General features: G+C 33.3%; 20 protein-coding genes. 4 read left to right on the top strand and 16 right to left on the bottom strand.

Annotation, left to right across the window (positions count from 1 at the left end; translation table 11 throughout):
* The first annotated feature begins 186 nt into the window (after positions 1–186).
* Positions 187–429: a helix-turn-helix domain-containing protein gene (locus tag ACZYT4_RS07740; protein ID WP_463784283.1), complete on the top strand. Its 243-nt coding sequence runs from the start codon at positions 187–189 to the stop codon at positions 427–429.
* Between the two features lie 345 nt (positions 430–774).
* Here the strand turns inward: ACZYT4_RS07740 and ACZYT4_RS07745 are convergent, their stop codons facing one another.
* The 8 genes from ACZYT4_RS07745 to ACZYT4_RS07780 all read right to left on the bottom strand — a co-directional run bounded on the left by ACZYT4_RS07745 (position 775) and on the right by ACZYT4_RS07780 (position 10,840).
* The gene (locus ACZYT4_RS07745) at positions 775–1,245 is read right to left on the bottom strand and encodes a LytTR family DNA-binding domain-containing protein (protein ID WP_463784286.1); all 471 of its coding nucleotides are present in this window, start codon (positions 1,243–1,245) and stop codon (positions 775–777) included.
* A 193-nt stretch (positions 1,246–1,438) separates the two neighbouring features.
* On the bottom strand, positions 1,439–4,651 hold the full coding sequence (locus tag ACZYT4_RS07750; protein WP_463784288.1) for a DEAD/DEAH box helicase: 3,213 nt from the start codon (positions 4,649–4,651) through the stop codon (positions 1,439–1,441).
* A 121-nt stretch (positions 4,652–4,772) separates the two neighbouring features.
* The gene (locus tag ACZYT4_RS07755; RefSeq protein WP_463784291.1) at positions 4,773–6,692 is read right to left on the bottom strand and encodes a stage V sporulation protein D; all 1,920 of its coding nucleotides are present in this window, start codon (positions 6,690–6,692) and stop codon (positions 4,773–4,775) included.
* Between the two features lie 70 nt (positions 6,693–6,762).
* Complete coding sequence (locus ACZYT4_RS07760) at positions 6,763–8,916, bottom strand: penicillin-binding protein (protein ID WP_463784293.1); 2,154 nt, start codon at positions 8,914–8,916, stop codon at positions 6,763–6,765.
* Entirely contained in the window at positions 8,916–9,215 is a 300-nt protein-coding gene (locus ACZYT4_RS07765) for a hypothetical protein (protein ID WP_463784296.1), read from the bottom strand. Before ACZYT4_RS07765 ends, ACZYT4_RS07760 begins: the two co-directional genes overlap by 1 nt.
* The gene (gene rsmH / locus ACZYT4_RS07770; protein ID WP_463784299.1) at positions 9,205–10,149 is read right to left on the bottom strand and encodes a 16S rRNA (cytosine(1402)-N(4))-methyltransferase RsmH; all 945 of its coding nucleotides are present in this window, start codon (positions 10,147–10,149) and stop codon (positions 9,205–9,207) included. The genes ACZYT4_RS07765 and rsmH overlap by 11 nt, the downstream gene beginning before the upstream one ends.
* Positions 10,150–10,158: 9 nt before the next feature.
* Positions 10,159–10,587 (bottom strand): division/cell wall cluster transcriptional repressor MraZ, encoded by a 429-nt coding sequence (mraZ, locus tag ACZYT4_RS07775; protein ID WP_463784303.1) that lies wholly within the window; start codon positions 10,585–10,587, stop codon positions 10,159–10,161.
* Positions 10,588–10,663: 76 nt separating this feature from the next.
* A complete protein-coding gene (locus ACZYT4_RS07780) occupies positions 10,664–10,840 on the bottom strand; it encodes a hypothetical protein (protein WP_463784307.1) in 177 nt (58 codons plus the stop codon).
* A gap of 83 nt (positions 10,841–10,923) precedes the next feature.
* Here ACZYT4_RS07780 and ACZYT4_RS07785 point away from each other — a divergent pair, with 83 nt between their 5' ends.
* A complete protein-coding gene (locus ACZYT4_RS07785) occupies positions 10,924–11,775 on the top strand; it encodes a PfkB family carbohydrate kinase (protein ID WP_463784310.1) in 852 nt (283 codons plus the stop codon).
* A gap of 36 nt (positions 11,776–11,811) precedes the next feature.
* Here the strand turns inward: ACZYT4_RS07785 and ACZYT4_RS07790 are convergent, their stop codons facing one another.
* Positions 11,812–12,756, bottom strand: coding sequence for an L-lactate dehydrogenase (locus ACZYT4_RS07790; RefSeq protein ID WP_463784313.1), 945 nt, complete (start codon positions 12,754–12,756; stop codon positions 11,812–11,814).
* Between the two features lie 216 nt (positions 12,757–12,972).
* On the opposite strand from ACZYT4_RS07790, the gene ACZYT4_RS07795 reads away from it, so the two are divergent.
* Positions 12,973–14,424 carry a L,D-transpeptidase family protein gene (locus ACZYT4_RS07795; protein WP_463784315.1) on the top strand — a complete coding sequence of 484 codons (1,452 nt, stop codon included), beginning with the start codon at positions 12,973–12,975 and terminating at the stop codon, positions 14,422–14,424.
* 394 nt (positions 14,425–14,818) lie between these two features.
* On the opposite strand, the gene ACZYT4_RS07800 is transcribed toward ACZYT4_RS07795, so the two are convergent.
* From ACZYT4_RS07800 to ACZYT4_RS07810, 3 genes are read right to left on the bottom strand one after another with little or no spacing between them, the layout of a single operon-like run.
* Complete coding sequence (locus ACZYT4_RS07800; protein WP_463784318.1) at positions 14,819–16,147, bottom strand: M18 family aminopeptidase; 1,329 nt, start codon at positions 16,145–16,147, stop codon at positions 14,819–14,821.
* A 14-nt stretch (positions 16,148–16,161) separates the two neighbouring features.
* On the bottom strand, positions 16,162–16,872 hold the full coding sequence (locus ACZYT4_RS07805; protein WP_463784320.1) for a restriction endonuclease: 711 nt from the start codon (positions 16,870–16,872) through the stop codon (positions 16,162–16,164).
* The gene (locus tag ACZYT4_RS07810; RefSeq protein ID WP_463784322.1) at positions 16,869–17,555 is read right to left on the bottom strand and encodes a Tim44 domain-containing protein; all 687 of its coding nucleotides are present in this window, start codon (positions 17,553–17,555) and stop codon (positions 16,869–16,871) included. The genes ACZYT4_RS07805 and ACZYT4_RS07810 overlap by 4 nt, the downstream gene beginning before the upstream one ends.
* 74 nt (positions 17,556–17,629) lie before the next feature.
* Between ACZYT4_RS07810 and ACZYT4_RS07815 the strand changes: the two genes are divergently transcribed.
* The gene (locus tag ACZYT4_RS07815; protein ID WP_463784324.1) at positions 17,630–19,360 is read left to right on the top strand and encodes an ABC-F family ATP-binding cassette domain-containing protein; all 1,731 of its coding nucleotides are present in this window, start codon (positions 17,630–17,632) and stop codon (positions 19,358–19,360) included.
* Between the two features lie 10 nt (positions 19,361–19,370).
* Here the strand turns inward: ACZYT4_RS07815 and ACZYT4_RS07820 are convergent, their stop codons facing one another.
* Genes ACZYT4_RS07820 through metF form a run of 4 tightly spaced genes read right to left on the bottom strand, consistent with a single transcriptional unit; the run spans position 19,371 to position 23,368 of the window.
* On the bottom strand, positions 19,371–19,520 hold the full coding sequence (locus tag ACZYT4_RS07820) for a hypothetical protein (RefSeq protein WP_463784325.1): 150 nt from the start codon (positions 19,518–19,520) through the stop codon (positions 19,371–19,373).
* Positions 19,521–19,531: 11 nt separating this feature from the next.
* The gene (locus tag ACZYT4_RS07825; RefSeq protein WP_463784327.1) at positions 19,532–21,883 is read right to left on the bottom strand and encodes a homocysteine S-methyltransferase family protein; all 2,352 of its coding nucleotides are present in this window, start codon (positions 21,881–21,883) and stop codon (positions 19,532–19,534) included.
* Positions 21,865–22,494, bottom strand: coding sequence for an ABC transporter substrate-binding protein (locus ACZYT4_RS07830; protein WP_463784329.1), 630 nt, complete (start codon positions 22,492–22,494; stop codon positions 21,865–21,867). The genes ACZYT4_RS07825 and ACZYT4_RS07830 overlap by 19 nt, the downstream gene beginning before the upstream one ends.
* Complete coding sequence (gene metF / locus ACZYT4_RS07835) at positions 22,487–23,368, bottom strand: methylenetetrahydrofolate reductase [NAD(P)H] (RefSeq protein ID WP_463784330.1); 882 nt, start codon at positions 23,366–23,368, stop codon at positions 22,487–22,489. Before metF ends, ACZYT4_RS07830 begins: the two co-directional genes overlap by 8 nt.
* Positions 23,369–23,407: the final 39 nt, after the last annotated feature.

The raw sequence follows: 23,407 nt of genomic DNA on the forward strand, positions 1-23,407 counted from the left end.
ATATTATGTTTATATTTTTATTGTAGTCAAATATCCAAAAGAAATCAGTCCACTTTTCGCCCGTTTTTGGGTATTTTTATGCCAAATTGTGGAAATTTGTGGTTATTTGTCAAAAATTTGCAAATTGCGATGAGTTTTCCTAAAGCAAATATCCATAGTGTATAATACCATAAAGGTGGTGAATGTATGAGTATTGGTGAAAGATTAAAAACATTAAGAAAAGAAGCAGGCTTATCTCAAAAACAAGTTGCTGAAGCATTAAAGATGTCAAAGCCTATTGTTTCTCAATATGAATCTGATCAAAGAACACCTTCTGTTCCAAAGCTTATTCGTTTTTCACGTTTTTATCAGGCTTCTTTGGATTATATTTGTGAAAACGTCGAGAAAAAAGATGAGTTTTATGGCATTAAGGATTTAGATGAATCATAACAAATATTTAGACAGTTTGACAAAACTGTCATTTTTTTTACATCATTTTTTTGACGAATTCGTAAATTTATCTGTATATTTTATTGTTTTGTTTAATTATAGTCGCTGTTTTCTTCTTTATTCGTTATAATAAAACTGTCTTTAAAGAACACCTATGAAGATATGTATGAAAATGAACTTAAAAAATATATAGAAAGGGATTTTTCTCATCAGCAAAATCACATAGCCTCATAGAAGATATGAATATGAATTGTGACTTAGCCTAAAAGAACCTGGCTTCTTACATATCATATTGATATATGATGCATCATGAAAAAGGCGAAAGATTCTTTCTTTCGTTCTTTTTTATATCTTGATTTCTTCCTGTTTTAAATCACGTTCTAAACGATCAAATTCATGTTTATAATGACGACTGGAAATTAAAATATCATCATTATCCAAAATAATTCTACGCCGACTCCCTCTTTGTATTTTATAGTTTTTGACATGTTTAATATTAACAAGTGTCCGTACATTAATCTGATAAAATCCATAATCTTGAACTTTCTCTCTTAAATGATCCATTTTGACACAATAAATGCGATAGACATCTTTTTCCGTATAGGCATAGATTTTATGATCAACCATTTCAAAATAATAGATTGCTAAAATGGGTATATAGTATTTATTATGAAACTCATCATATAATTCAACTTCACCTAAGTTCTCAGTAAATTGTTTCAATAATAATTGAGCCAATTTTTTATTTTTGGGATGATAAACAAGTTTTAATTCATGATGATTCATTTTATCATTTTCATCATAGATAATTTTCATGTTTCATCCCTCCCCTTTAAATAATGAAATATACATTTTGATTGAAAAGACAATAGAAACATGTCAAAGAATATGCCCTATGCAAAATCAAATGCATATTAGTTCTAAATATTGTATATTCTTCTACAAAATTCGACATATTTCTACACGTTTTTTGCACAAAAATGGTCATTTTTTGCACAAAAAAAAGATCTCATGATGAGATCTCAAATAAAGATTTCATTTCATCAAGACTCATTGTGCTGATGCTTCCTTCATTACCTTCCACAAAAGTATCAGCCAAATTTTTCTTTTGAGCCTGTAATTCCATAATCTTTTCTTCTATTGAATTTTTCATAATCAGAGAGAAGACTTGAACAGTCTCCTGTTGACCAATACGATGAGCACGATCAGTTGCCTGATTTTTTGCTGACATATTCCACCATGGGTCATAATGAATAACCGCTTGGGCACTTGTAAGATTCAAACCAGAACCACCAGCTTTTAAGGAAATCAAAAATAAAGTTGTCTTATCTTTTTGAAAAGCATCAACCATTTGTTTACGTTTTTCTTTTGGGGTTGAACCATCTAAAAGATAATAAGAAACATGTTCTTTGATACATTGTTCTTCAATAAGATGAAGAAGACTTGTAAATGATGAAAATAATAAAATTTTCTTATTGTTCTCTTTTAAGGAATGAATCAATTCCATACATCCCTGTAACTTAGAAGAAGGTGTTTCAATTGTTTGATATAAAAGACGTGGATCTTGACAAAGTTGTCTTAGACGTGTCAGCATTGCCAAAATATCAATACGTCCTAACTGCTGTATCTGCAATTTTTCACGAAGTGCTTTATTGACTTGCACAAGATTAGAAAGATAAAGCTTTTCTTCTTCTTCACTAAAGCGTAAATAAATCGTCTGCTCAATCTTATCAGGCAATTCTTCTAAGACATCTTTTTTATTTCTTCTTAAAACAAATGGCGTAATCATTTGCTTTAAACGTTCCTGCTTTTCAATATTATGTTCTTTAACAATCGGACGTTCAAATTGTTCTAAGAAATAAGAATAATGATATAAATAATAAGGCATTAAAAAATCAAAAATAGACCATAGCTCAACCAATGAATTTTCAATAGGTGTTCCAGTTAAAGCAAAACGTTGCTTTGCATGAAGACGTTTAACACATATGGCATTTCTTGTTTTTGGATTCTTGATATTTTGTGCTTCATCTATCACAACTGTATGAAAAGAATAGTTTTCATATATGTCAATATCTCTTCTTAAATAATCATATGAAGTAATCAAAACATGATAAGAATCTTTATCAGCCAGCATCTTTTCACGTGCTTCTTTATCGCCATAAACACATAAAACACGCAAAGACTTTGAAAATTTATTGATTTCATCCTGCCAATTTAAAATCAAGCTGGCTGGCGCAACAACCAGATGTATACCCTGATCTTTCAGACTCTCAAAATATGTAATCATCTGTAAAGTCTTTCCTAATCCCATATCATCAGCTAGAATACCACCAAAGCCATAATGTTCCATTAATCTGAGCCATTGATATCCTTTTTTCTGATAGTCTCTTAAAATAGGCTGATAAGCCTCAGGTACTTCAAAATCATGTTCTGTCTTTTTAAAATCATCCGTCCATTTTTCAAACTCAGCACTTTTTTCAAAACGGAGAGCAGAAGGTTGATTCATCATATGATCCAATTCAAACAAACGATATGCTGGCACCTGAATATGTTCTTGAACAACATCTTGCATCTTCAATGATAATGAAGACGTTAAAGCATCTAAATCCTGTAATTCCTGATTTTCTAAAGATAAAATTTTTCCATTTTTCAACTTATAGAACTTTCTTTTTTTCTTATACGCCTTCAACAAATCTAGCAGTTCTTCTTTTTGAACATGGACACTCTCAATATCAATAGACAGTAGACCATGCTGTAAATGAACTCCGACACGAATATCCACAGGTGCCGCCTGAGAGAAGCTATTTAAGGATTCACTGACAAAAATCTGACAGTAATGAGAAAGATAGGGCAGACTTTCTTTTAAGAACTGATAAGAAAAATCATGATCGTATTTCAAATAAATCAGATGTTCATCAATATCTTCAATATAGGGACGTAAATAATCTTCTACTAAATCAGCTCTTTTTGATTTTTGTGTATTTTTTTCATCAAAGCCATAACAAATATGATCATCATAAATATATTCGAGCTGTATAAAAATCTGATCATCACTGGTCATATCCGCATAAAGATTAATTATATCTTCCTGATGATATTCATCAAAAAGTGTTGTCTTTAAAATGATATCGTCATTTAAATCATAGAGAACATATTTATAAAAGTCCATTAATGCATCCTGTGGTATATAGAAACCACCCTGACTTTCCATACATTTTTTCACAAAAGTCAAAACTTGTTCAGGGGCATGAAAAATATAACGATAAAATACATCATCATGAAAAGTATAAATATATTTGGATGTCATCATTGCATTTTCAAATTCATGATATTCTGCAAAATCAAGGACATAGCTTTCTTCTTTAAAAGTAATATCAAGTGGAATCTGATATTCTTTTTTATCAAAAGCAATATCACAATATGATGATGGTAAGATACTCATTAAATCATAAAAATCATCTATCTGTTCTTCACTGACAATCAGTGTTTTAATTATACCTGATTGCAGTAACTGATTTTTTAAAAAACACTTTTTGATAAAAGCAATAAGATCACGTGAATCTTCATCAAAAGCTTCCATACTATGAATAAATCCAAAATTCTTACTGTAGTTAATGTTTTCATGAAATTCAATAGCGTGTAAAAATGATTCTATATTTTTAATTACATAGCTTTGTGTCAATGTTAAAATCTTACAAGAAATCAAAAGATTTTCTTTTTGAGGTTGTACAAAAATTTTGATTTGATATTGTTGAGAGACCAGTGGAACTAAAGATTCTCTTAATAACTGATCTTTATATAAATGTATCAAATCTATTGATTCCTGTTGCTTTTTATGAAGTATTCTTTCCTGTCTTTGACGCTCAATTTTTTGTAATTGCTGGTGCCTATCAAGTTGTTGATCTTTTTCATAAAAATAAGGATAAGAAGTGATTTCCAGTTTTCTTAAAAAGAACAAAATAGCTGCAATATGGCGACAACGTCCCCTTAAGCCACAACTACACTGTGATTGTATAATTTCGCCATTCTCGCTAATTTTCATAGAAATCACGAGTTTATCATTCTGAACAGACATTCTGGCATTAACACGATAACAGCGATTGTTCTCATCATATGAGATTGTCATACGTTCTAAAACTTGACGAATATCAATAAATCTCCCATAACGATATTCTTTTTCATCTTCCACAATACGTCTAATTTCACGATCTTGAATGTGCATCAGTTTCTCCTCCAATCCATTATATAATTATACCATATCCATGTCATACTGTAAGCAAATATTTTTTGATTCTCTCTTTATCAAAAAGAGAAGCCATAAATTTTGACTTCTCCTATACGTTTTAACGAATATCCTGCTGATTTCCCAACATAATCTTAACCTTTTGTCCTTCTTCTATCTGTTCTCCAACACGTGGCAGCTGATCAATCACATAATCTCCTTCTCCTAAATACTCAAATCCATAATTTTCATTTTTCACTTCTGATTTCTTCTTACCAATATAATTCTCGACATCATAAGTTTTCGTATCAGTCCAGACATAAGCTTTCTCTCTTTGTTGGGTGACTTTTTTCACACCCAATGCTGGTAAGACATCCATGAATATTTTTCTCGCAATAGGCGCTGCTGTTGTTCCACCGTATTGTACACATTTTTTAGGATTATCCATAGCCAGATAAAGAACAATTTGAGGATCATCAATAGGTGCAACACCAAGAAAAGATAAAATATAACCATTCCCAGCATATGTGCCATTAATGGCACGTTGTGCTGTTCCTGTTTTCCCACCAATACGATAACCATCAATATAAGCATTTTTTCCTCCACCATCCGTCACAACACCTTCTAAAGCATCTCTGACTTTGGCAGATGTTTCCTCTGAAATCACCTCTCTAATTAATTGAGGCTCTTTTTCACTGATAACTTCATGGGTTTTGGCATTATATATTTTATTGACAATATAAGGCCGATACAGTTTGCCGCCATTGACACAAGCACAAACAGCTCTGACCAATTGTATCGGTGTTACAGAAATTCCCTGCCCAAAAGCAACAGTTGCCTGTTCAACCTCATTAAACTGATCATAGTCAAACATGATTCCTGAAGATTCCCCCATCATGTCAACACCCGTTTTTTCGGTCAATCCAAAGTCCTGTACATACTGATAAAGACGTTCTTTCCCTAATCGTCTTCCAATTTCCACAAAACCCGGATTGGATGAATTCTGCAAGACTTCTCTAAATGTCTGTAACCCATGTCCTCCCTTTTTCCATGATTTGATACGTGCTCCTCCAACAAGTTCATATCCTTTATCGTAATAAGTATCCTTATCCATATCAAAGAGATTTTCATTTAACGCACTACTGAAAGTAATAATTTTAAAGGTAGAACCAGGTTCATAAGATTTCCAAATGGGTAAATTACGATTGTAGATTTCACTATCTGCTTCCTGGTAACGATTCGGATCAAAGTCTGGTTTACTGCTCATTGCTAAAATCTTTCCATTTCTTGGATCCATAGCGAGACATAAAATAGAATCAGGATCATAAGTTGCATATGCATTATTAAGTTCTCTTTCCACAACATCTTGAACACGTGTATCAATGGTTAATTCAATATCCATGCCATTTGTTGGATATTCGTATTCAGCTGGGTATATATTTAAATTTTGTCCTTTGGCATTCATATAATAATGAATGCTCCCATTTTGGCCTGAAAGATAATCATCATATTGTAATTCCAACCCAACCAATCCCTGATTATCAATTCCCACAAAGCCTAATGTCTGGGCCAAATAATTCTTATGCGGATAGTAACGTTTAGTATCTTGAACCAGATAAACACCCGGTAATTTTAAACGATCAATGCTGTAAGCTTTATTTTCATCTAATTGTCTGCCTTCTGGTTGAATTCTTTCTACAGAAACCTTTTTTTGTAGTTTATCCAATAATTTGTCTTCATCACATTCTAAAATACGTGAGAGCTGATAGGCTGTATGAATCGGATCTTGGATTTGACTGGGAACAACAATCAATGAAGATGTTGTTAAATTGTCTACAAGCACTTCATTTTGACTATCATAGATTTTTCCACGTGAGGCCTCTATAGGGAAACTTCGCTGCCATGATTCAGTAGCCTTTAAACTTAACTCCTGATATGATACAAGCTGACTATAACCAAGGCGGATAATAATACAAAGAACAATCACGCTCATGACAATATCGACCCTTTTGATTTTCTGAATCATTTTTGAAAAAATCATGTTTCTATCACCATTGTATTGTATGATGATTTCTTTAAAAATATGAAAAAGGAACTTTGTTGAAAAGTTCCTATTTAGCGGTGACTGTTATTTTTTGATTGGCTTTGAGTTTTGTTCCTTTAGAAACACTTTGTTTATAAATCGATCCAACACCTTTAAATTCAATCTCCACATTGGCCATAGCCGCAAAAGCTTCTGCTTCCTTTCGTGACCAGCCAGTCATCGATGGCATTGTGATATTGGTTCCATTTGTCTGTAAGAAAACACGTGATTTTGAAGAGACTTCAGTTTGTGCTTTTGGATATTGATCCACAACAATCTCACCATCACCTACAATTTGTGCTGATAGCTGATGATTAGATAATGAATCTTTGACATAATCTACACTTTGATTTGTGTAATTATCCAAAACAAATGTTGAAGTTTCGACAACCTGTGCAGGCTGTTCATTCAATTTATTTAATGCAGCTCTGATGCCACCTTGAACAACTTGTGCAGCTGACGTTGTACTTGATGAACTTCCCTGATACCACATTACTAAAATCACCTGAGGATCATCATATGGTGCCATTCCCACAAAACTATGTGTATAGAAACCACTACGATAACCACCAGACTCTGAGGCTACCTGTCCAGTTCCTGTTTTACCAATCAAATTGACATCATCCATACGATAATTATATCCCGTACTTCCTTTTTCATTAATAACACCTTGAAGTAAATCTCTGACTTGTTTCACAGTATCAGTAGAATAAATCTGTTTAGAATATTGTGTTTTTGCCTGATATAAAACTTCTTGTGTATCACTATTGACTACTTTTTCAACTAAATATGGTTCAACCATTTTTCCATCATTCGCAAAAGCACTGTAGGCACGGATTAACTGTAAAGCTGTAAAAGTTGACCCCTGACCAAAACCTGTTGTTAAGTATTCGAGAGTTCTTTCTCCTTCACGTTTATATCCTGCAAAACCTGCAGCTGACTGCAATCCATCAATACTGCTTTCTTTAAAAAATCCTAAATCTTCATAATCTTGAAGCAATGATTCTTTATCTGTTTTTTCAGTTAAAATATGACAAATTCCCGTATTACTTGAATAATAGAATCCCTGTTTATAACTAATCGTTCCCCAACCTCTACCACTATTGTGGTCATTGATTGTCGCAACAGTTTTTCCATTCACTTTATAATAATATTTTCCAGATTGATATGTATCATTGACATCCAACTTATTATCATTAATTGCATTTCCGTAAACAAATGATTTAAAGACTGAACCTGGTTCCACTGCTTCATTCAAGAAAAGATCTACATAATTTTCGATATCTCTCTCATTAGGATTAAAAGATGGATAATTAGAGATGGCCAGCAACTTACCTGTTTTGGCATCCATAATGCCACAAGTCGCTTTTTCTGGTTTTAATTCTTCAACCATTTTTGACATCTGTAAATCCAATTCAGTTTGCACATCCGTATCCAGTGTCAAATAAACATCATTTCCTGCCACTGGCACCGTTTCACTTAAAATTCCATTTGGTAAGACATTATTATTATTGTCAGCCAGATAAGTTCTTTCTCCATCTGTTCCAGATAATTCATCATCAAAAGCCTTTTCAATTCCCATCTGTCCAACCAAAGCTTGAGTTGTTTTACCATTAATTTCATTTGTGACAGCTTGAGCATAACCAATTTCATATGAAGCAAAATCTCCATAACGATAATTTCTTGTCGTAATTTCATCAAATTCCAACCCTGGTAAATTCAAAGCATCAATCTGATCCTTCACAAGCGACGATAAATTATTTCCATAACTTCCAAATTCAACCTGATAAGTTTCTTTATTCAATTGAGTTAAAATATCTTCTTCATCCATGCCAATAATAGGTGATAGCTCTTTAGCTGTTTTTTCTTTATCTACAACATAATCCGGTTCTTTGTCAAGTGTCAGATGTGTCGTAGATAAAATCGCATAAAGCTTATATGTTTTCATATCACTTGCAATAATTTCATTATCACTTGAATAAATCGTACCTCTTTTGGCCGAAAGAATCTCTGTTTTACTTTCACCGCGACTTTCAGCATATCCTCTAATGTCATTTCCACTGACGAGATGTTTCCCCGTTGCTCCCAGATAAATAACATTCAGGACCATACAAACAATAACAACAACAATAATACAATATACAATCTTCGCACTATTGTTATTATTCTTCTTTATAGCCATTATTCTTGAGAATCTCCTACTACAGCAGCAGTCGCAGCGCTTTGTTTATATGTATATCCCTTTTCTTCAGCTACTGATTCAATACGAGAAAAAGAAGCCAATTCTAACTTTTTCATATCCAACCCATCAATATCTGATTCAATTGTTGTAATGTCTTTTTCTAATTCTTTACATGCTACATTGATTGTTGATTCATAAGAATTCAAAGCAACAATTCCCACAACAAATACAATAAAACTCATAATTAATAAACGTTTTGAAAATCTTAAAAATCTTGGTTCTTTTTTCTTAGTTCTCATCTTCATATATCCTTTCTATAATTCTTAGTTTTGCTGAATGGGCACGATGATTTTCTAAAAGTTCTTCATCACTTGCCACAATTGGTTTTCTTGTTATTTTTTGAAACTTAGGTTTTAAATATTCAGGAACAATCGGCATCCCTCTTGGTAAATCTGGCTGCTTGGTCACTTCCTGAAATGTATATTTACAAATCTTATCTTCCAAAGAATGAAAGGTAATGACGGCAATACGTCCATGCACATTTAAGATATCTAATGCATCATTTAGAGCGATATCAAACACATTCAATTCATCATTCACTGCTATTCGTAAAGCCTGAAATGTTCTTTTGGCAGGATGTCCACCTTTTCTTCTAGCCGGTGCCGGAATAGCCTCTTTAATGATATCTACCAGTTCAAATGTTGTTTCAATAGGTTTCACTTGTCGATGACGCTCAATTGCTCTAGCAATCTGTTTGGCAAATTTTTCTTCAGAATATTTATAAAGAATTGTCACAATATCTTGATAGCTATAAGAATTCACTATGTCATATGCTGTCAGAGTCTGATTTTGATCCATACGCATGTCTAATTTTGCATCATAGTTATAACTGAATCCACGTTCTCCATCATCAAACTGTGGAGAAGAGACGCCTAAATCAAAAATAATACCATCAACATGTTCAACACCATGTTTTGCCAATTCTTTTTTCAAATCTTTAAAGTTAGCATAGATGATCGTAAAACGATTAGAAATCTGCTCCAATCTTGCTTTGGCTGCTTCAATTGCATGCTGATCCTGATCGAAACAATAAAGATGTCCAGTTGTCAGACGCTTTAAAATTTCCTGACTATGTCCACCACCACCAAGTGTACAATCAACATATATACCATCTTCTTTGATATTTAAGCCTTCAATGGTTTCTTTTAATAAAACACTGATATGATGAAACATAGCATCCTCCTATTCTAAATCATCTATATTTTCTGATATATCATCAAAATCATCCATGTTGTCATTATAGAACTGATTCCATGTCTCACTATCCCATATTTCAATATGGTCTCCTGCTCCCACAACAACACATTCTTTTTGAAGTTTTCCTTCATTTCTTAAAACAAGAGGGATATTGATACGACCTAACTTATCAAATTCACACTCTGTTGCACGAGAAGTTACTAAACGTATAAAAATTCGGGTCTTTTTTTTGGTTTTAGGTAAAGCCATGAGTGATTGATAATAAGCTTCCCATCCAGCTGCTGTATATACTGCCAAACAACCTTCATTACCACGGGTTACATAGACTTTTTCACCACATTCAAGGCGCATTTTTGCAGGAATACTCAATCGTCCTTTTGTATCAATATTATGTCTATATTCCCCAATGAACACTTCAAAATCACCCACTTTTATACATTTCTATACATTTTTTAACACTTCATACCACTATTATATACTATTTATACCCTCATGTATAGAAAAAAAGTGATCTATTTTTTGATTTTTTCCACAAAAAAAGTGGCTTATATTCGCCACTTATAACTATTTTTCCATATTTTAACAAATTATCAAAATAAACATGATTTCTCCTACCAAACTGTAAAATCAAATGCTCATTTTCCACTATTTTCCTTTCTTCTTTCATATAAACATCCCATAGCATTTTCAATCAAACCATGTTAAACTCAAATTATCCAATAATCATGATTAATTTAATGGGGTGATTCAATGAAAAAAGCATTAATTATTGGTTCCAGTGTCTGTGATGTGAATATTTTTGTCCATGAATTTCCACATTTAAGTGGGGATGAAAACATTTTACACCAAAATATGTCCATGGGTGGCTGCGCCTGGAATGTAGCTTCTCTTTTACGAGAACAAAAACTTCCCTATACCTTATTTTCTCCTGTTGGTCAAGGAATATATGGAGAATTTGTCAAAGCCCACTTTCATCAATATCATATTCCCATTCTTATTGAAACAAAGCAAAATAATGGCTGTTGCTATTGTGTTGTTGACCAACATGGTGAAAGAACTTTTCTATGCGAACATGGTGGTGAATATCACTATCAAAAAGACTGGTTTGCACAACTCGATATGTCTGAATATCAGTGTATTTATATATGTGGTTTAGAAATCGAAGATGACCATCATCATATCATCTATGACTTTTTAAAAGACTATCCCCATCTACCACTATATTTTGCTCCGGGGCCTCGTCTTTGCCATATTCCCAAACAAGATATGGAAGACATCCTCTCCCTTCATCCTATTGTCCATCTCAATCAAAAAGAGCTTTTAGAATATACCCAACAAACCAATATGCTTCAAGGCTGTCAATGTCTCTATCAAAAAACACAAAATGCCATTGTCGTAACATTAGGGAAAGATGGCTGCTACTTCTATCAGCCTTCACATTCATTGACTGTCCCATCACCACAAGTCAGCGTCTATAATACCAATGGAGCTGGAGATACACATATGGGTGCATTGATTGCATCTCGTATGCAGGGAGACGATTGGTATACAGCATTACAAAAAGCCAATCATGCAGCTGCACTAAAAATATCTACACAATAAAAATGCTCATAGTCTTTTTGACCATGAGCGTTTTTCTTAAATATCTAAACCATCCAAAACATCTTTTAGAGCTTTGGCACTTGTTTGTAATTTTTCATTTTCATCATTATTCAAATAGATGTCTACAACTTTTTCTACACCTTGCTGTCCAATAACAGTTGGTATACTTAAACAAAGATCATGCAATCCAAATTCTCCTTGCATCAAACTAGAAACTGGTAAAACTGCATGTTCATTTTTAACGATTGCTGTCGCAATACGTTTTACAGCAACTGCTACACCATAATAAGTTGCGCCTTTTCTTTCAATAATTTCATAAGCACTGTCACGCACTTCCTGTGCCAGTCTTTCCATTGCTTCTTCATGATTGAAATGACCACGTAACTCACAGAAATGATTGATATGAATACCTGCTACCTGTGCCCCTGACCAGACAACCAATTCACTATCTCCATGTTCCCCAATAATATAGGCATGGATATCACGAGGGTCAACTTGTAAATGTTTACCTAAAACATATTTTAATCTTGCTGTATCAAGAACAGTTCCTGAACCGATAACACGATGAGATGGGAAACCAGACAATTTCAATGCAACTTCTGTTAAAATGTCTACTGGATTTGATACAATCAATAAAATACCTTCACAATTTCTATTTTTAATTTCTGGAATAATACTTTTAAAAATTTGTACATTCTTTTTAACTAAATCTAATCTTGTTTCATTTGGCTTTTGATTAGCACCTGCTGTAATCACAATCAAACCAGCATCCACAATATCATCATAAGTTCCTGCATAAATATTCATTGGAGTCAAATATGCACTCCCATGACTTAAATCCATGGCCTCTCCTTCAGCTTTTTTTGTATTTGCATCTATTAAGACCATTTCTGAAAACAGACCTGTCTGAATCAAACTAAAAGCTGATGTTGCTCCAACAAATCCGCATCCAATCACTGCTACTTTTTGCATATTAACCATTTTATCACCTTCCTGCCTCTAGTATACCTCAAAAAAAGAATAATTCAAACTATATGCACATATAAACTTCAAAACTTCTTACAAATCACAAGTCATAGAAAAGTTAAGAAAATAATTACTATAAATTTCAGGCATAGAAAATGTCGGATAACTTGACTTTTATCTTAAAAATACCTATACTTCTAAATGTAATTAAATATTATAAGGGGTATGTATATGGAGGAAACGAATACACAAGAAAAACAAACAAGACGAAAAATTCGTATCAAAAAGAATCACGTCATAAAAGCTTCATTGATTTTGGGAGCTATTATTCTTGTTGTTTATCTTTTTGGATGTTTTTATTATCATAACCGCTTTATGAGTCATACAACAATTAATGATATTGATGTTTCAGGTTTAACATATCAGGAAGCATCATCTACACTTGAGAAAAACCTCACTCAACAAACTTTAACATTAACATTTGTTGATGAAAAACAGGAAACATTAAATCAAGATGATTGTGGTATAACTTTTAATCAGGATAATCATATCCAGGAAGAATTAAACAAACAAAATTATTTTTTATGGTTTACACATTTCTTCCAGTCAACAAACATCACTTTAGATGATTTATTAGTGACTGATGAAGACAAATTAAACGAGGCTGTGACTTCTTTACAACATGTTGAAGATGAGCAGATTGCTCCAGTGGATGCAAAAGTTGAATATAAAGACGATGATTTTGTGATTACACCAGAAGTCTTTGGGACAACCATTCAAAATGATCAATTAATCGCTGCCGTCAAACAAGCTTTTGAGACACGTCATGATTCTATCAACCTAAAAGAACAGCATATTTATCAGGAACCAGAATTAACATCAGAAGATAAAATCATCACAGATTTACAAACATTGGCTAAAGAATATTGTGATGCGCAAATTACATATCAGACAACTTCTGGTAATGTTGTATTAGATGGAAATGATATCATTCAATGGTTATCTATTGATGAAAAAGGAAATTATTACTATGATGAAGACGAATTTAAGACACAAGCAACAAAATTCGTTGAAGAAGAGCTTGCTCCTAAGATTAACATCATTGGAAAATCAAAAACTTTTAAAGGAGCCAATGGTACACGAACTGTTTCTGGTGGAAACTATGGTTATAAACTGAATCAAAGTGATGAAGTTGAAGGATTATTAGCTGATATTAAAGCCCATAAAAAAGAAACCAGAAGTCCTAGTGTTTCAGGAGTTCAGGCCTCTTATAGTAATGGTGGTTTAGGAAATACGTTCGTTGAAATTGATATGACAAAACAACATATGTGGTTTATCAAAAATGGACAAGTTGTCTTAGAATCTGATTGTGTCACTGGTCTTCCTAGCGATCCTGATCGTAAGACACCTGGTGGTACATATTATATTTATTTCATGCAACGTAATCGTGTATTAAAGGGACAGATTCAAGCTGATGGAAAGCCAGAATATGAAACACCTGTTGCTTACTGGATGGCTTTCAATGGCGGTATTGGATTACATGATGCAACATGGCAGTCTTCTTTTGGTGGAGATCGTTATAAAACACATGGTTCTCATGGCTGCATTAATTTACCACTGAATGTGGCTGCATCTTTATATAGTCAATTAAAAGTCAATATTCCTGTTGTGTGTTATTACTAAAGATATGAAGAAATTCATATCTTTTTCATATCTTTATGTTAATATAAATACATCAGGAGGGGTTTATATGAAACTTTTTCTTAAAAGATGTGTTCAACTGATACTCTTTATTTTCTTATCTTATCTTTACTTTTTCATAGCCAGAAAAATCTCCTTCCATTTTTTCTCTGGCACAACCCTTTCTTTTGATAATATTGTTGCGATTTGTGTTATTATCATTTATATTGTGATTTTCATTCCTATCTCCCTTATTATCATTCAAAAAATAGATATCAAATAAAAAATCTTACTTTTTAGCAAGTAAGATTTTTTATTTCCTCATGATTAATAATAGAAAAGCATATCATATCATAAAACGAATAAATGCCAAACTTCTTTGCACCTCTTAACATGTTTAATCTTCTTTGGCTACAACTTGTATACATCCATCTTCCATCATTTGCATATGACTATTATAGAATTCTTCCATGACACGAATCATATCATAAGAATCCTTCATTCCTGCCGTTTCATAAGATGAGTGCATTGATAATTGTGGTAAGCCAATATCAACACTTTGAAGGGAAACCTGAGACATGGCAATATTTCCTAATGTACTTCCTCCTATTGTATCAGAACGATTCGCAAAAAATTGCACAGGGACATGAGCCTTTTCACACAAGCCTTTAAAAACGGCTATACTTAAGGCATCACTTGTATATTTTTGACCAGCATGTGATTTCACAACAACACCTTGGTTCATATAGACACAATTTTGCTGATCTGTCTTTTCTGGATGATTTGGATGTACCGCATGTGCATTATCAGCACTTAACATAAAGCTTGAACTGATAGCACGATAAAAATCTTCTTCTGGCTTTTTCAATGCATGATGAATGCGATATAAGACATCATAAAGGAATGTTGAAGCAGCTCCCTGTTTTGTAGATGATCCTACTTCTTCGTTATCAAAGCAGGCAAAAACCTGAATAGATTGTGGATGATGACCTTTCAAAAAGCCTTGTAATGATGTATAGGCACACTGTAAATCATCTAATCGAGGAGATGAAATAAACTCATCATGCATTCCCCATATTGAAGGTGCCATACGATTGTATAAATATAAATCACTACCATAGATATCATCAATAGAAACACCTAATTCTTCAGCAATCAGCTTTTTCAAATCTCCACTTTGACATTCTTGACCACCAAGAAGAGGTAACATATCTATCTGTTTATTATAGGCATAACCCTCATTGACACTACGATTCATATGAATTGCGACACTTGGAATAAGGACCAGATCTCTATCAAAACATAATAAACGTGTCTGATATGTTCCTTCTTGTCGCACCATAACACGTCCAGCAATAGACAAAGGTCGATCAAGCCATGAAGCACAAATCATACCACCATATCCTTCAGTATTCAGCAACATATAATGATTTTTGACTTCTACTTCAGCATTTTCTTTTAATTTAAAAGTTGGCGAATCACTATGTGAAGCCACAATCTGAAAACTATAATTTTCCAAATCTTCCCCTAGATGAAAAGCAATAATACTGGATTGATTGCGTGTCACAAAATACTTTCCTGATGGTTTCACTATCCAGCTTTGACTTTCTGATAACTCTTGATATCCTTGTGCTTTCAATTCCTTTTTTATCGTATCCACAGCATGAAATGCCGTTGGACTTTGTTGAATAAATGACATTAAATCTTTTGAAACTTCTTGATACATTTCTTATCCCTCCATTAAATTGAACTCTTTTCAAGAATCTCTAAACCTTCTTCAATAGATGAAATATAAACTTCTCTGATTCCATATTCATCTTCACTTGAAACAATATCATAAAATTCTAAATCATCTAAAATATAATCTATTTGTGAAATATTCATTGAGCATTGCTGATAAAGCAAATCACTTGAAGCATATCCTGCTTCTATAATGATGCGTAAAATTTCTTCATAAGGATGAGGTTGTTTCGCATGATGAAAACGATAGAACAATGCATGAGAATTTGCTTTATGACGCATTTTCATCAGTTTTTCTCCATCCCATAAGATAACACCATTTTTAAGCGCCAAATCATGAGCCTGACGCGTAAATGTCTGATTCGTGACAACGACTGCTTCATCATATCCATAATATTCACACCCACTATATGCCTGCTGAACCGCACTGACACCTACTGGTTTACTATAATATTTACACTGAAACGCATAACGAACACCTTTATAACTGGCGAGAATATCTACCCCATAGTCCCCACTCTTTTTGGTAATGTGAATATGTTTATAACCTATACGTTTAAGAATTTCATAGACATATTCTTCAAATTCTTCACCACTCATATGTTTTTTTAAACGTGGAACCCAACCAAAAATAAAACCAATGATATAACCAAGTAAACGTCCCACTTTTTGAAATATCCATAACAGACATCGCAAAAGCCTACTAATCATGATTCAACCTCATCTTGTTGCTTAATTTCGTCTAATAAAAAATCATTTCCACAACGCATAAATTTCCAATATTCTACAAAACTATCATGATGAGATTCAATCACTTCTCCATTTTCTATCATAGAGTCATTCATCTTACCTTCTATATAAACCCAAAAGAAATCCTGCTGATTATCGATTGCGTCATGAAGATCAACGAGTATGACTTTCAATAATTGGATATGTTCTAATTGATTATATTGCTGTCGATATTGTTGCCAATTTATTTTCATTTTCCATTGTTCATATAATGATTCACTTAAATGTTTTTTCAATGTTTCCAGATCCTGCTTAGACCAAGCTTCTTGTATAATCAAATATTTTTCTTCAACTTTCTTCTTTATAACTTGCTCATTCCAGAAATCATCCTTTTGATAAGCTACGGATAAATCATTTTTGATTTCATGATGCATTTGTCTGGCTTTTCTTCTTTTCCTATAGATAACCATTCCTGCAAAGATTCCTACACTCATGATACCTGCTAATGGTGATCCATTTCCAGCTGAACGTCTGGAATGATGCGATGAAGTATGACTACTGCCACTACTGCCCCCACCACTGCTACTGCTTCCACCACCAGCTCGGGCACTGACAGGTATTAACATAATAACAAAAATCATAAAAACAAGTAATAATTTTTTCAATCTATCACTTCCCTTACATATATTTACAAAATGAAAAGTCATGATACAATAGAACAATAAAGGAGAAATTCAATATGTTAATGAGTGTATCACATCTAAGTAAATATAACAATTTAAAATGCATTGCAAAAGATATTTCCTTTTCTATTCAGGAGCATGATAAAATAGGTCTTATTGGTTTAAATGGAACTGGAAAATCAACACTTTTAAAAATATTAGCTGGTCAAGAAGATTATAAGGGAGAAATCATTAAAAAGAAAGATATCCGTATTAATTATTTGCCTCAAATCCCATCTTTTCAACCTCAAAATACAGTTTTACAACAAGTCTATGAAGATGTTGGAAATGATGTCGAAGAATATGAGATTAAATCCATCTTAAATCGTTTTCAAATCACTAATCACTTGCAGCCAATTGCTCAGTTATCTGGTGGTCAAAAGAAACGTGTCGCTTTAGCTATCGCGCTGATTAAACCTTGTGATTTATTATTATTAGATGAGCCAACCAATCATTTAGATCATGAAATGATTGAATATCTTGAAAAATATCTCACAAAATTCAATAAAGCTCTTATCATGATTACACATGATCGCTATTTTTTAGAACGTATTACACACCGTATGCTAGAATTGGACCATGGTCAATTATATACTTATGAAGCCAATTACTCGCAATATCTCGAACAAAAAGCAGCACGTGAAGAAAGCCTGCTTAATGCTCAACATAAAAGAAAACAATTCTTAAAAAAGGAATTAGAATGGGTTCGTGCTGGCGTACAGGCGCGTACAACGAAAAACAAAGGTCGTCTTCAAAGATATGAAGCTCTCAATCAAATTGAAGATATACCTATATCATCACAACTGGAAATGATTGATACAGCTTCTCGTCTGGGAAAGAAAACAATTGAATTACATGATCTTTCGCACAGCTATGACAAAGTCCTGTTTGAGCCCTTTCATTACCTTTTCCAAAGGAATGAGCATGTTGGTATTATTGGCCCTAATGGTTCAGGAAAATCAACACTTTTGCATATTATTGCTGGACTTATCAAACCAACTCAAGGTTATGTAGAATATGGAGATACTATTCGTATTGGCTATTTTCAACAAGGTCATGAAACAATGGATCCTAAAAAACGCGCCATTGATTATATTCAAGATGAAGCACGTTATTTAAAAACAAGTCAAGGTGAATTATCAGCAAAACAGATGTGTGAAAAATTCCTTTTCGATCAGGATTTACAATATACACCTATTGAAAGATTGTCTGGTGGTGAAAAAAGACGTTTATATCTTCTTAAAGTTTTAATGAGCGCTCCCAATGTTTTATTGCTTGATGAACCAACCAATGATTTAGATATTACAACGTTGCAAATTTTAGAAGATTATCTGGATAGTTTTCAAGGTATTGTGATTACTGTATCTCATGATCGTTATTTCTTAGATCGTATCTGTCAAACTCTTTTTGTTTTTTCAAATCAGAAAATCAGTGTGCATATTGGTGGATACAGCCAGTTTATTCAATCTCAAACGCATGTCACAACACCAAAAGCCAAACCTTCTGGACAAAAACCAGTGAAAAAGCGAAAGGTGACATTAACTTATCGTGAAAAACAGGAACTGCAATCTTTAGAAGAACAGATTCCTCAATTAGAACAACAATTATCACAGCTTGATGAAGAGCTAAATCAAGCTAGTGAATTTGCAATCATACAAGAGCTATCCACACAACGCAATCAATTAGAAAAACAAATAGAAGAACAAAGCGAAAGATGGCTTGAACTATTAGAAAAGCAAGAATGTTGAGATATTCATCTCATTTTTCTTGCTCTTTTATTTTAATCTTAATAACTGTATCATCATCAAGCTGAACATGATCTAAATCATCTTCGGATGTCGCAAATAACGGCATTTCTGTTTCCAGTGTTTCCTGATCTCCTGTATCCATTTTAACTTTTAATCCCATAATCATTCCTCCTATAAAATTTTCTGTAATAAAGAAACGGATGCCATAGCATCAACACAATAATAATCTGCCCCAATGTCTTTAGCAATTTCATTTGTCAAGACAGCTCCTCCAACCCAGATAGGGCATTGGCAATCAGCTTGTCTTAAAGCTTCAATCGTCTTTTGCATATTAACAACTGTTGTTGTCATTAAGGCACTGAGTCCAATAGCTTGGGGCTGATATTGTTGATAGGCTTCTACAACTTTTTCTATTTTTACATCTTTACCTAAATCAATCACTTTATATCCATAACTTTCTAAGACAACTTTCACAATATTCTTTCCAATATCATGAATATCTCCTTCCACTGTACACATTAAGACAGTAGCTTGAGAAGTCTCTTGATGCGAAAATGTTGTTTTTACAACTTCAAAAGCCAGTTTTGTTGTTTCAGCTGATTGAATCAATTGTGGCAGGAAAATACGATGTTCTTCATAATCCTGTCCAACCTGATTTAAAGCCGGAATAATCATCTGATCAATCAATTCCAGGGCTTTATACTCTTGCAGAAGTTCTTTTGTCTTATTTTGAACCTCATCTTTTAATCCATGAATAATCATATCTTCAAGACTAAAGGATGATGCTGGAGCATTCATTGTTTGTATTGTTTTTTCTGATTGATGCTGAATATATTGTTGAGCATCCTGATCATGATAATACAAAACACGATAAGCATCTATTGTATCCATCAGCTGTTGATCCAACGGATTAATAATTGGTAAATCTAAACCAGATTGAAGTGCTAAGGCTAAAAAAGTACGATTTAATAAAGGACGATTAGGTAAACCAAAGGATACATTAGATACACCTAAAGTGGTATAAACAGACAATTGATTCTTCACCATTGTCAATGCTTTTAGTGTCTCCTGAACTTCTTTTTGTTGGGCTGAAGCGGTTAATGTTAAACAATCAACAATGATATCTTTTTTATCTATATGATAAGTTTGCGCTTTATCAATAATAGATTTTGCGATATCACATCTTTCCTGAGCCAGTAATGGAATACCATCTTTAAGTGTTAATCCGATGACAACACCCCCATATTTTTGGACAATAGGAAAAATCGCATCCATCACTGCATCCTTACCATTAACCGAATTGATTAATGGTTTTCCATTATAATAACGACAAGCCTGTTCAATGACTTCAGGCGAAGAGGAGTCAATCTGTAAAGGAAGATTGATGACTTCCTGCAACATACGAATGACTTTCACCATAACCTCAGCTTCATTGATACCTGGTAAGCCGACATTAACGTCTAAAACTTGTGCACCCGCTTCCTGTTGACGAATGGCTTCTTTGACATACTCTTCATAATTTCCTTCTTTTAAGGCTGCTTTTAATTTCTTTTTTCCTGTTGGATTTAATCTTTCTCCACAAACGACAACTTGTCCATCAAAAACGACACTTTGATGAGCACTTGAAACAGCCGTATAAGGTTGAACATTTCGTTTAGAAACAGATGAAGGCATCTGTTTTTTTAATCCAGCAATAAAATCAGGTGTTGTTCCACAACATCCCCCAATGATTTGTACACCCTGATCAACAAAAGTTTTCATAGCTTCGACAAACTCATCACTATGCATTGGATATATTGTTTCCCCATGATGTAAGCAAGGTAAACCTGCATTGGGCTGAACAATTACAGGAACATGAGCATATTTTAAAAGAGTTTCTACAATAGGTTTCAATTCTATAGGTCCCAAAGAACAGTTAACACCTAAAGCATCAACTTTGAGTCCTTCTGCTACATTCACAAAAGTCAAAGGATCAGTTCCTGTCAAAGTACGCTGATGACCTTCAAAGGTCATTGTTACAAATACTGGTAAATCACTGTTTTCTTTAACTGCCAAAATACCTGCTTTCACTTCATATAAATCTGTCATTGTTTCCAATAAAACAGCATCCACATCGTCTTTGACCAATAAAACCTGTGATGCAATGATTTCATAGGCCTCATCAAACGTTAAAGTTCCTAAAGGTTCCAACAGTTGTCCAATAGGTCCAATATCTAAAACAATATAGGCATTGGGATTGACTTCTGCTCTGGCTTTTTTAGCATTGTCCACAGCCGCCTTTAATAAATCACAATAGCAATATCCACTGTCCTTCATTTTCAAGGGATTACAACCAAAGGTATTTGTCGTCATCAAATCTGCTCCTGCTTGTAAATAACGCTTATGAATATCAATAATGATTTCAGGATGTTCAATATTGTAAACTTCAGGAATTTCTCCCGCCTGCATACCTCTTTGTTGGAGCTGTGAACCCATCGCTCCATCAAAAATCAATAAATCATTCTTTAATCGATCACGTAACATCTTTGTCCCCCTTTTCTCAATTCACATTCTTCTTTACGTACACATGATAAACATGTCTTTTTTAATTGCAAACCAATACCCACAATGCCAATCATAGATTTCATTGGAATCATCAATCCTGATGAAATTAAACTGACTCCTATTTTTTTATCTATCTGCAATAAAGAGGCCAATGTCTGATTCAAGGATAAGGGAATATCTCCATATCCTGGCGCAAAACGAAAAGTATAACGGCCTAAATCCAATGTTTGTTCATACTGATCACAACATTCTTCTAAATAAACATTGCTGACAGCATCAAAAACAATTGCCTTTGCCATATTCAGATGCTCATAATATTTAATCTTTCGATCAATAGCAATTCCTAAAGTACAGGCAATAACCATACATTCATGACAGTCCTGAAAGTAAAAAGACAAGTCATCCGATGAGAGAATACATTGCACTTCTTTAAGCATCAATGGCTGATGGGTCAAATGAAAGCAGCGATAAGTTGCTTTAAATTCAGCACATGATTGAACTTCTTGAATACACTCATCTATCAAACTTTCCGTATTGTCATCCATAATCGTTTGTGCATTCAAATAATGTCTAATCGCTTTTTTATTCATGATTCAATTCTTTCAATACCGTAGGAATACTTTCAAATATAGCTTTTGCAATTTCTGGTTTATTCATTGTATAAATATGAATACCATCAACGCCATTTGTAATCAATTCAATGATTTGATGTACAGCATAATTAATCCCAATTTCTTTCATTGCCTCTGGATAATGATAGTAAGATTCAATCATTGTTGATAATTCATAAGGAATAGAACATCCACAGAGTTTTGCTGTTCTTAATAACGATTTAGAATGTGTCACTGGCATAATTCCTGCAATAATCGGAACTTGAATTCCTCTTTTTCTTGCTTCCTTAACAAGACGATAATAATGATTATCATAGAAAATCTGTGTAATTAAATACTCAGCTCCAGCATCTACTTTTTCTTTTAATGCATTGATATCATCTTCTAAGCAGTTTGCTTCCTGATGAACTTCTGGATAACAGGCTCCAGACAAACAAAAATCACCTGGAAAATGTTCTGAAATAAATGCATTGAGTTCTTTAGCATAATGAAAAGATGCTTCATGAGGCAATCCATCTTTGGGATAGTCGCCACGTAAAGATAAAATATTTTCAATATTGTTGTCCTTTAATTGTTGACACATCTCAATAATTTCATCCGGTGTTGATGAAATACAAGTCAGATGAGCCACTGATTCAATATGATATTTATTTTTAATGGTTGAAGCAATTTCAACAGTTTTTCCCTTAGTAGAACCTCCAGCCCCATAAGTCACACTAATAAAATCAGGGTGAAGCTGAGACAGTTCTTCAATCGTATAATAAATAGATGAGATATCCCCTTCTTTATTTTTTGGCGGAAAAACTTCAAAAGAAATTGTTGCCTTCTTTTTTAGAATTTCAGAAATTTTCATATATATACACCTCCATTTTTGTTTATTTTATAATACAAA

Source organism: Massilimicrobiota sp. mt181, from assembly GCF_055420065.1.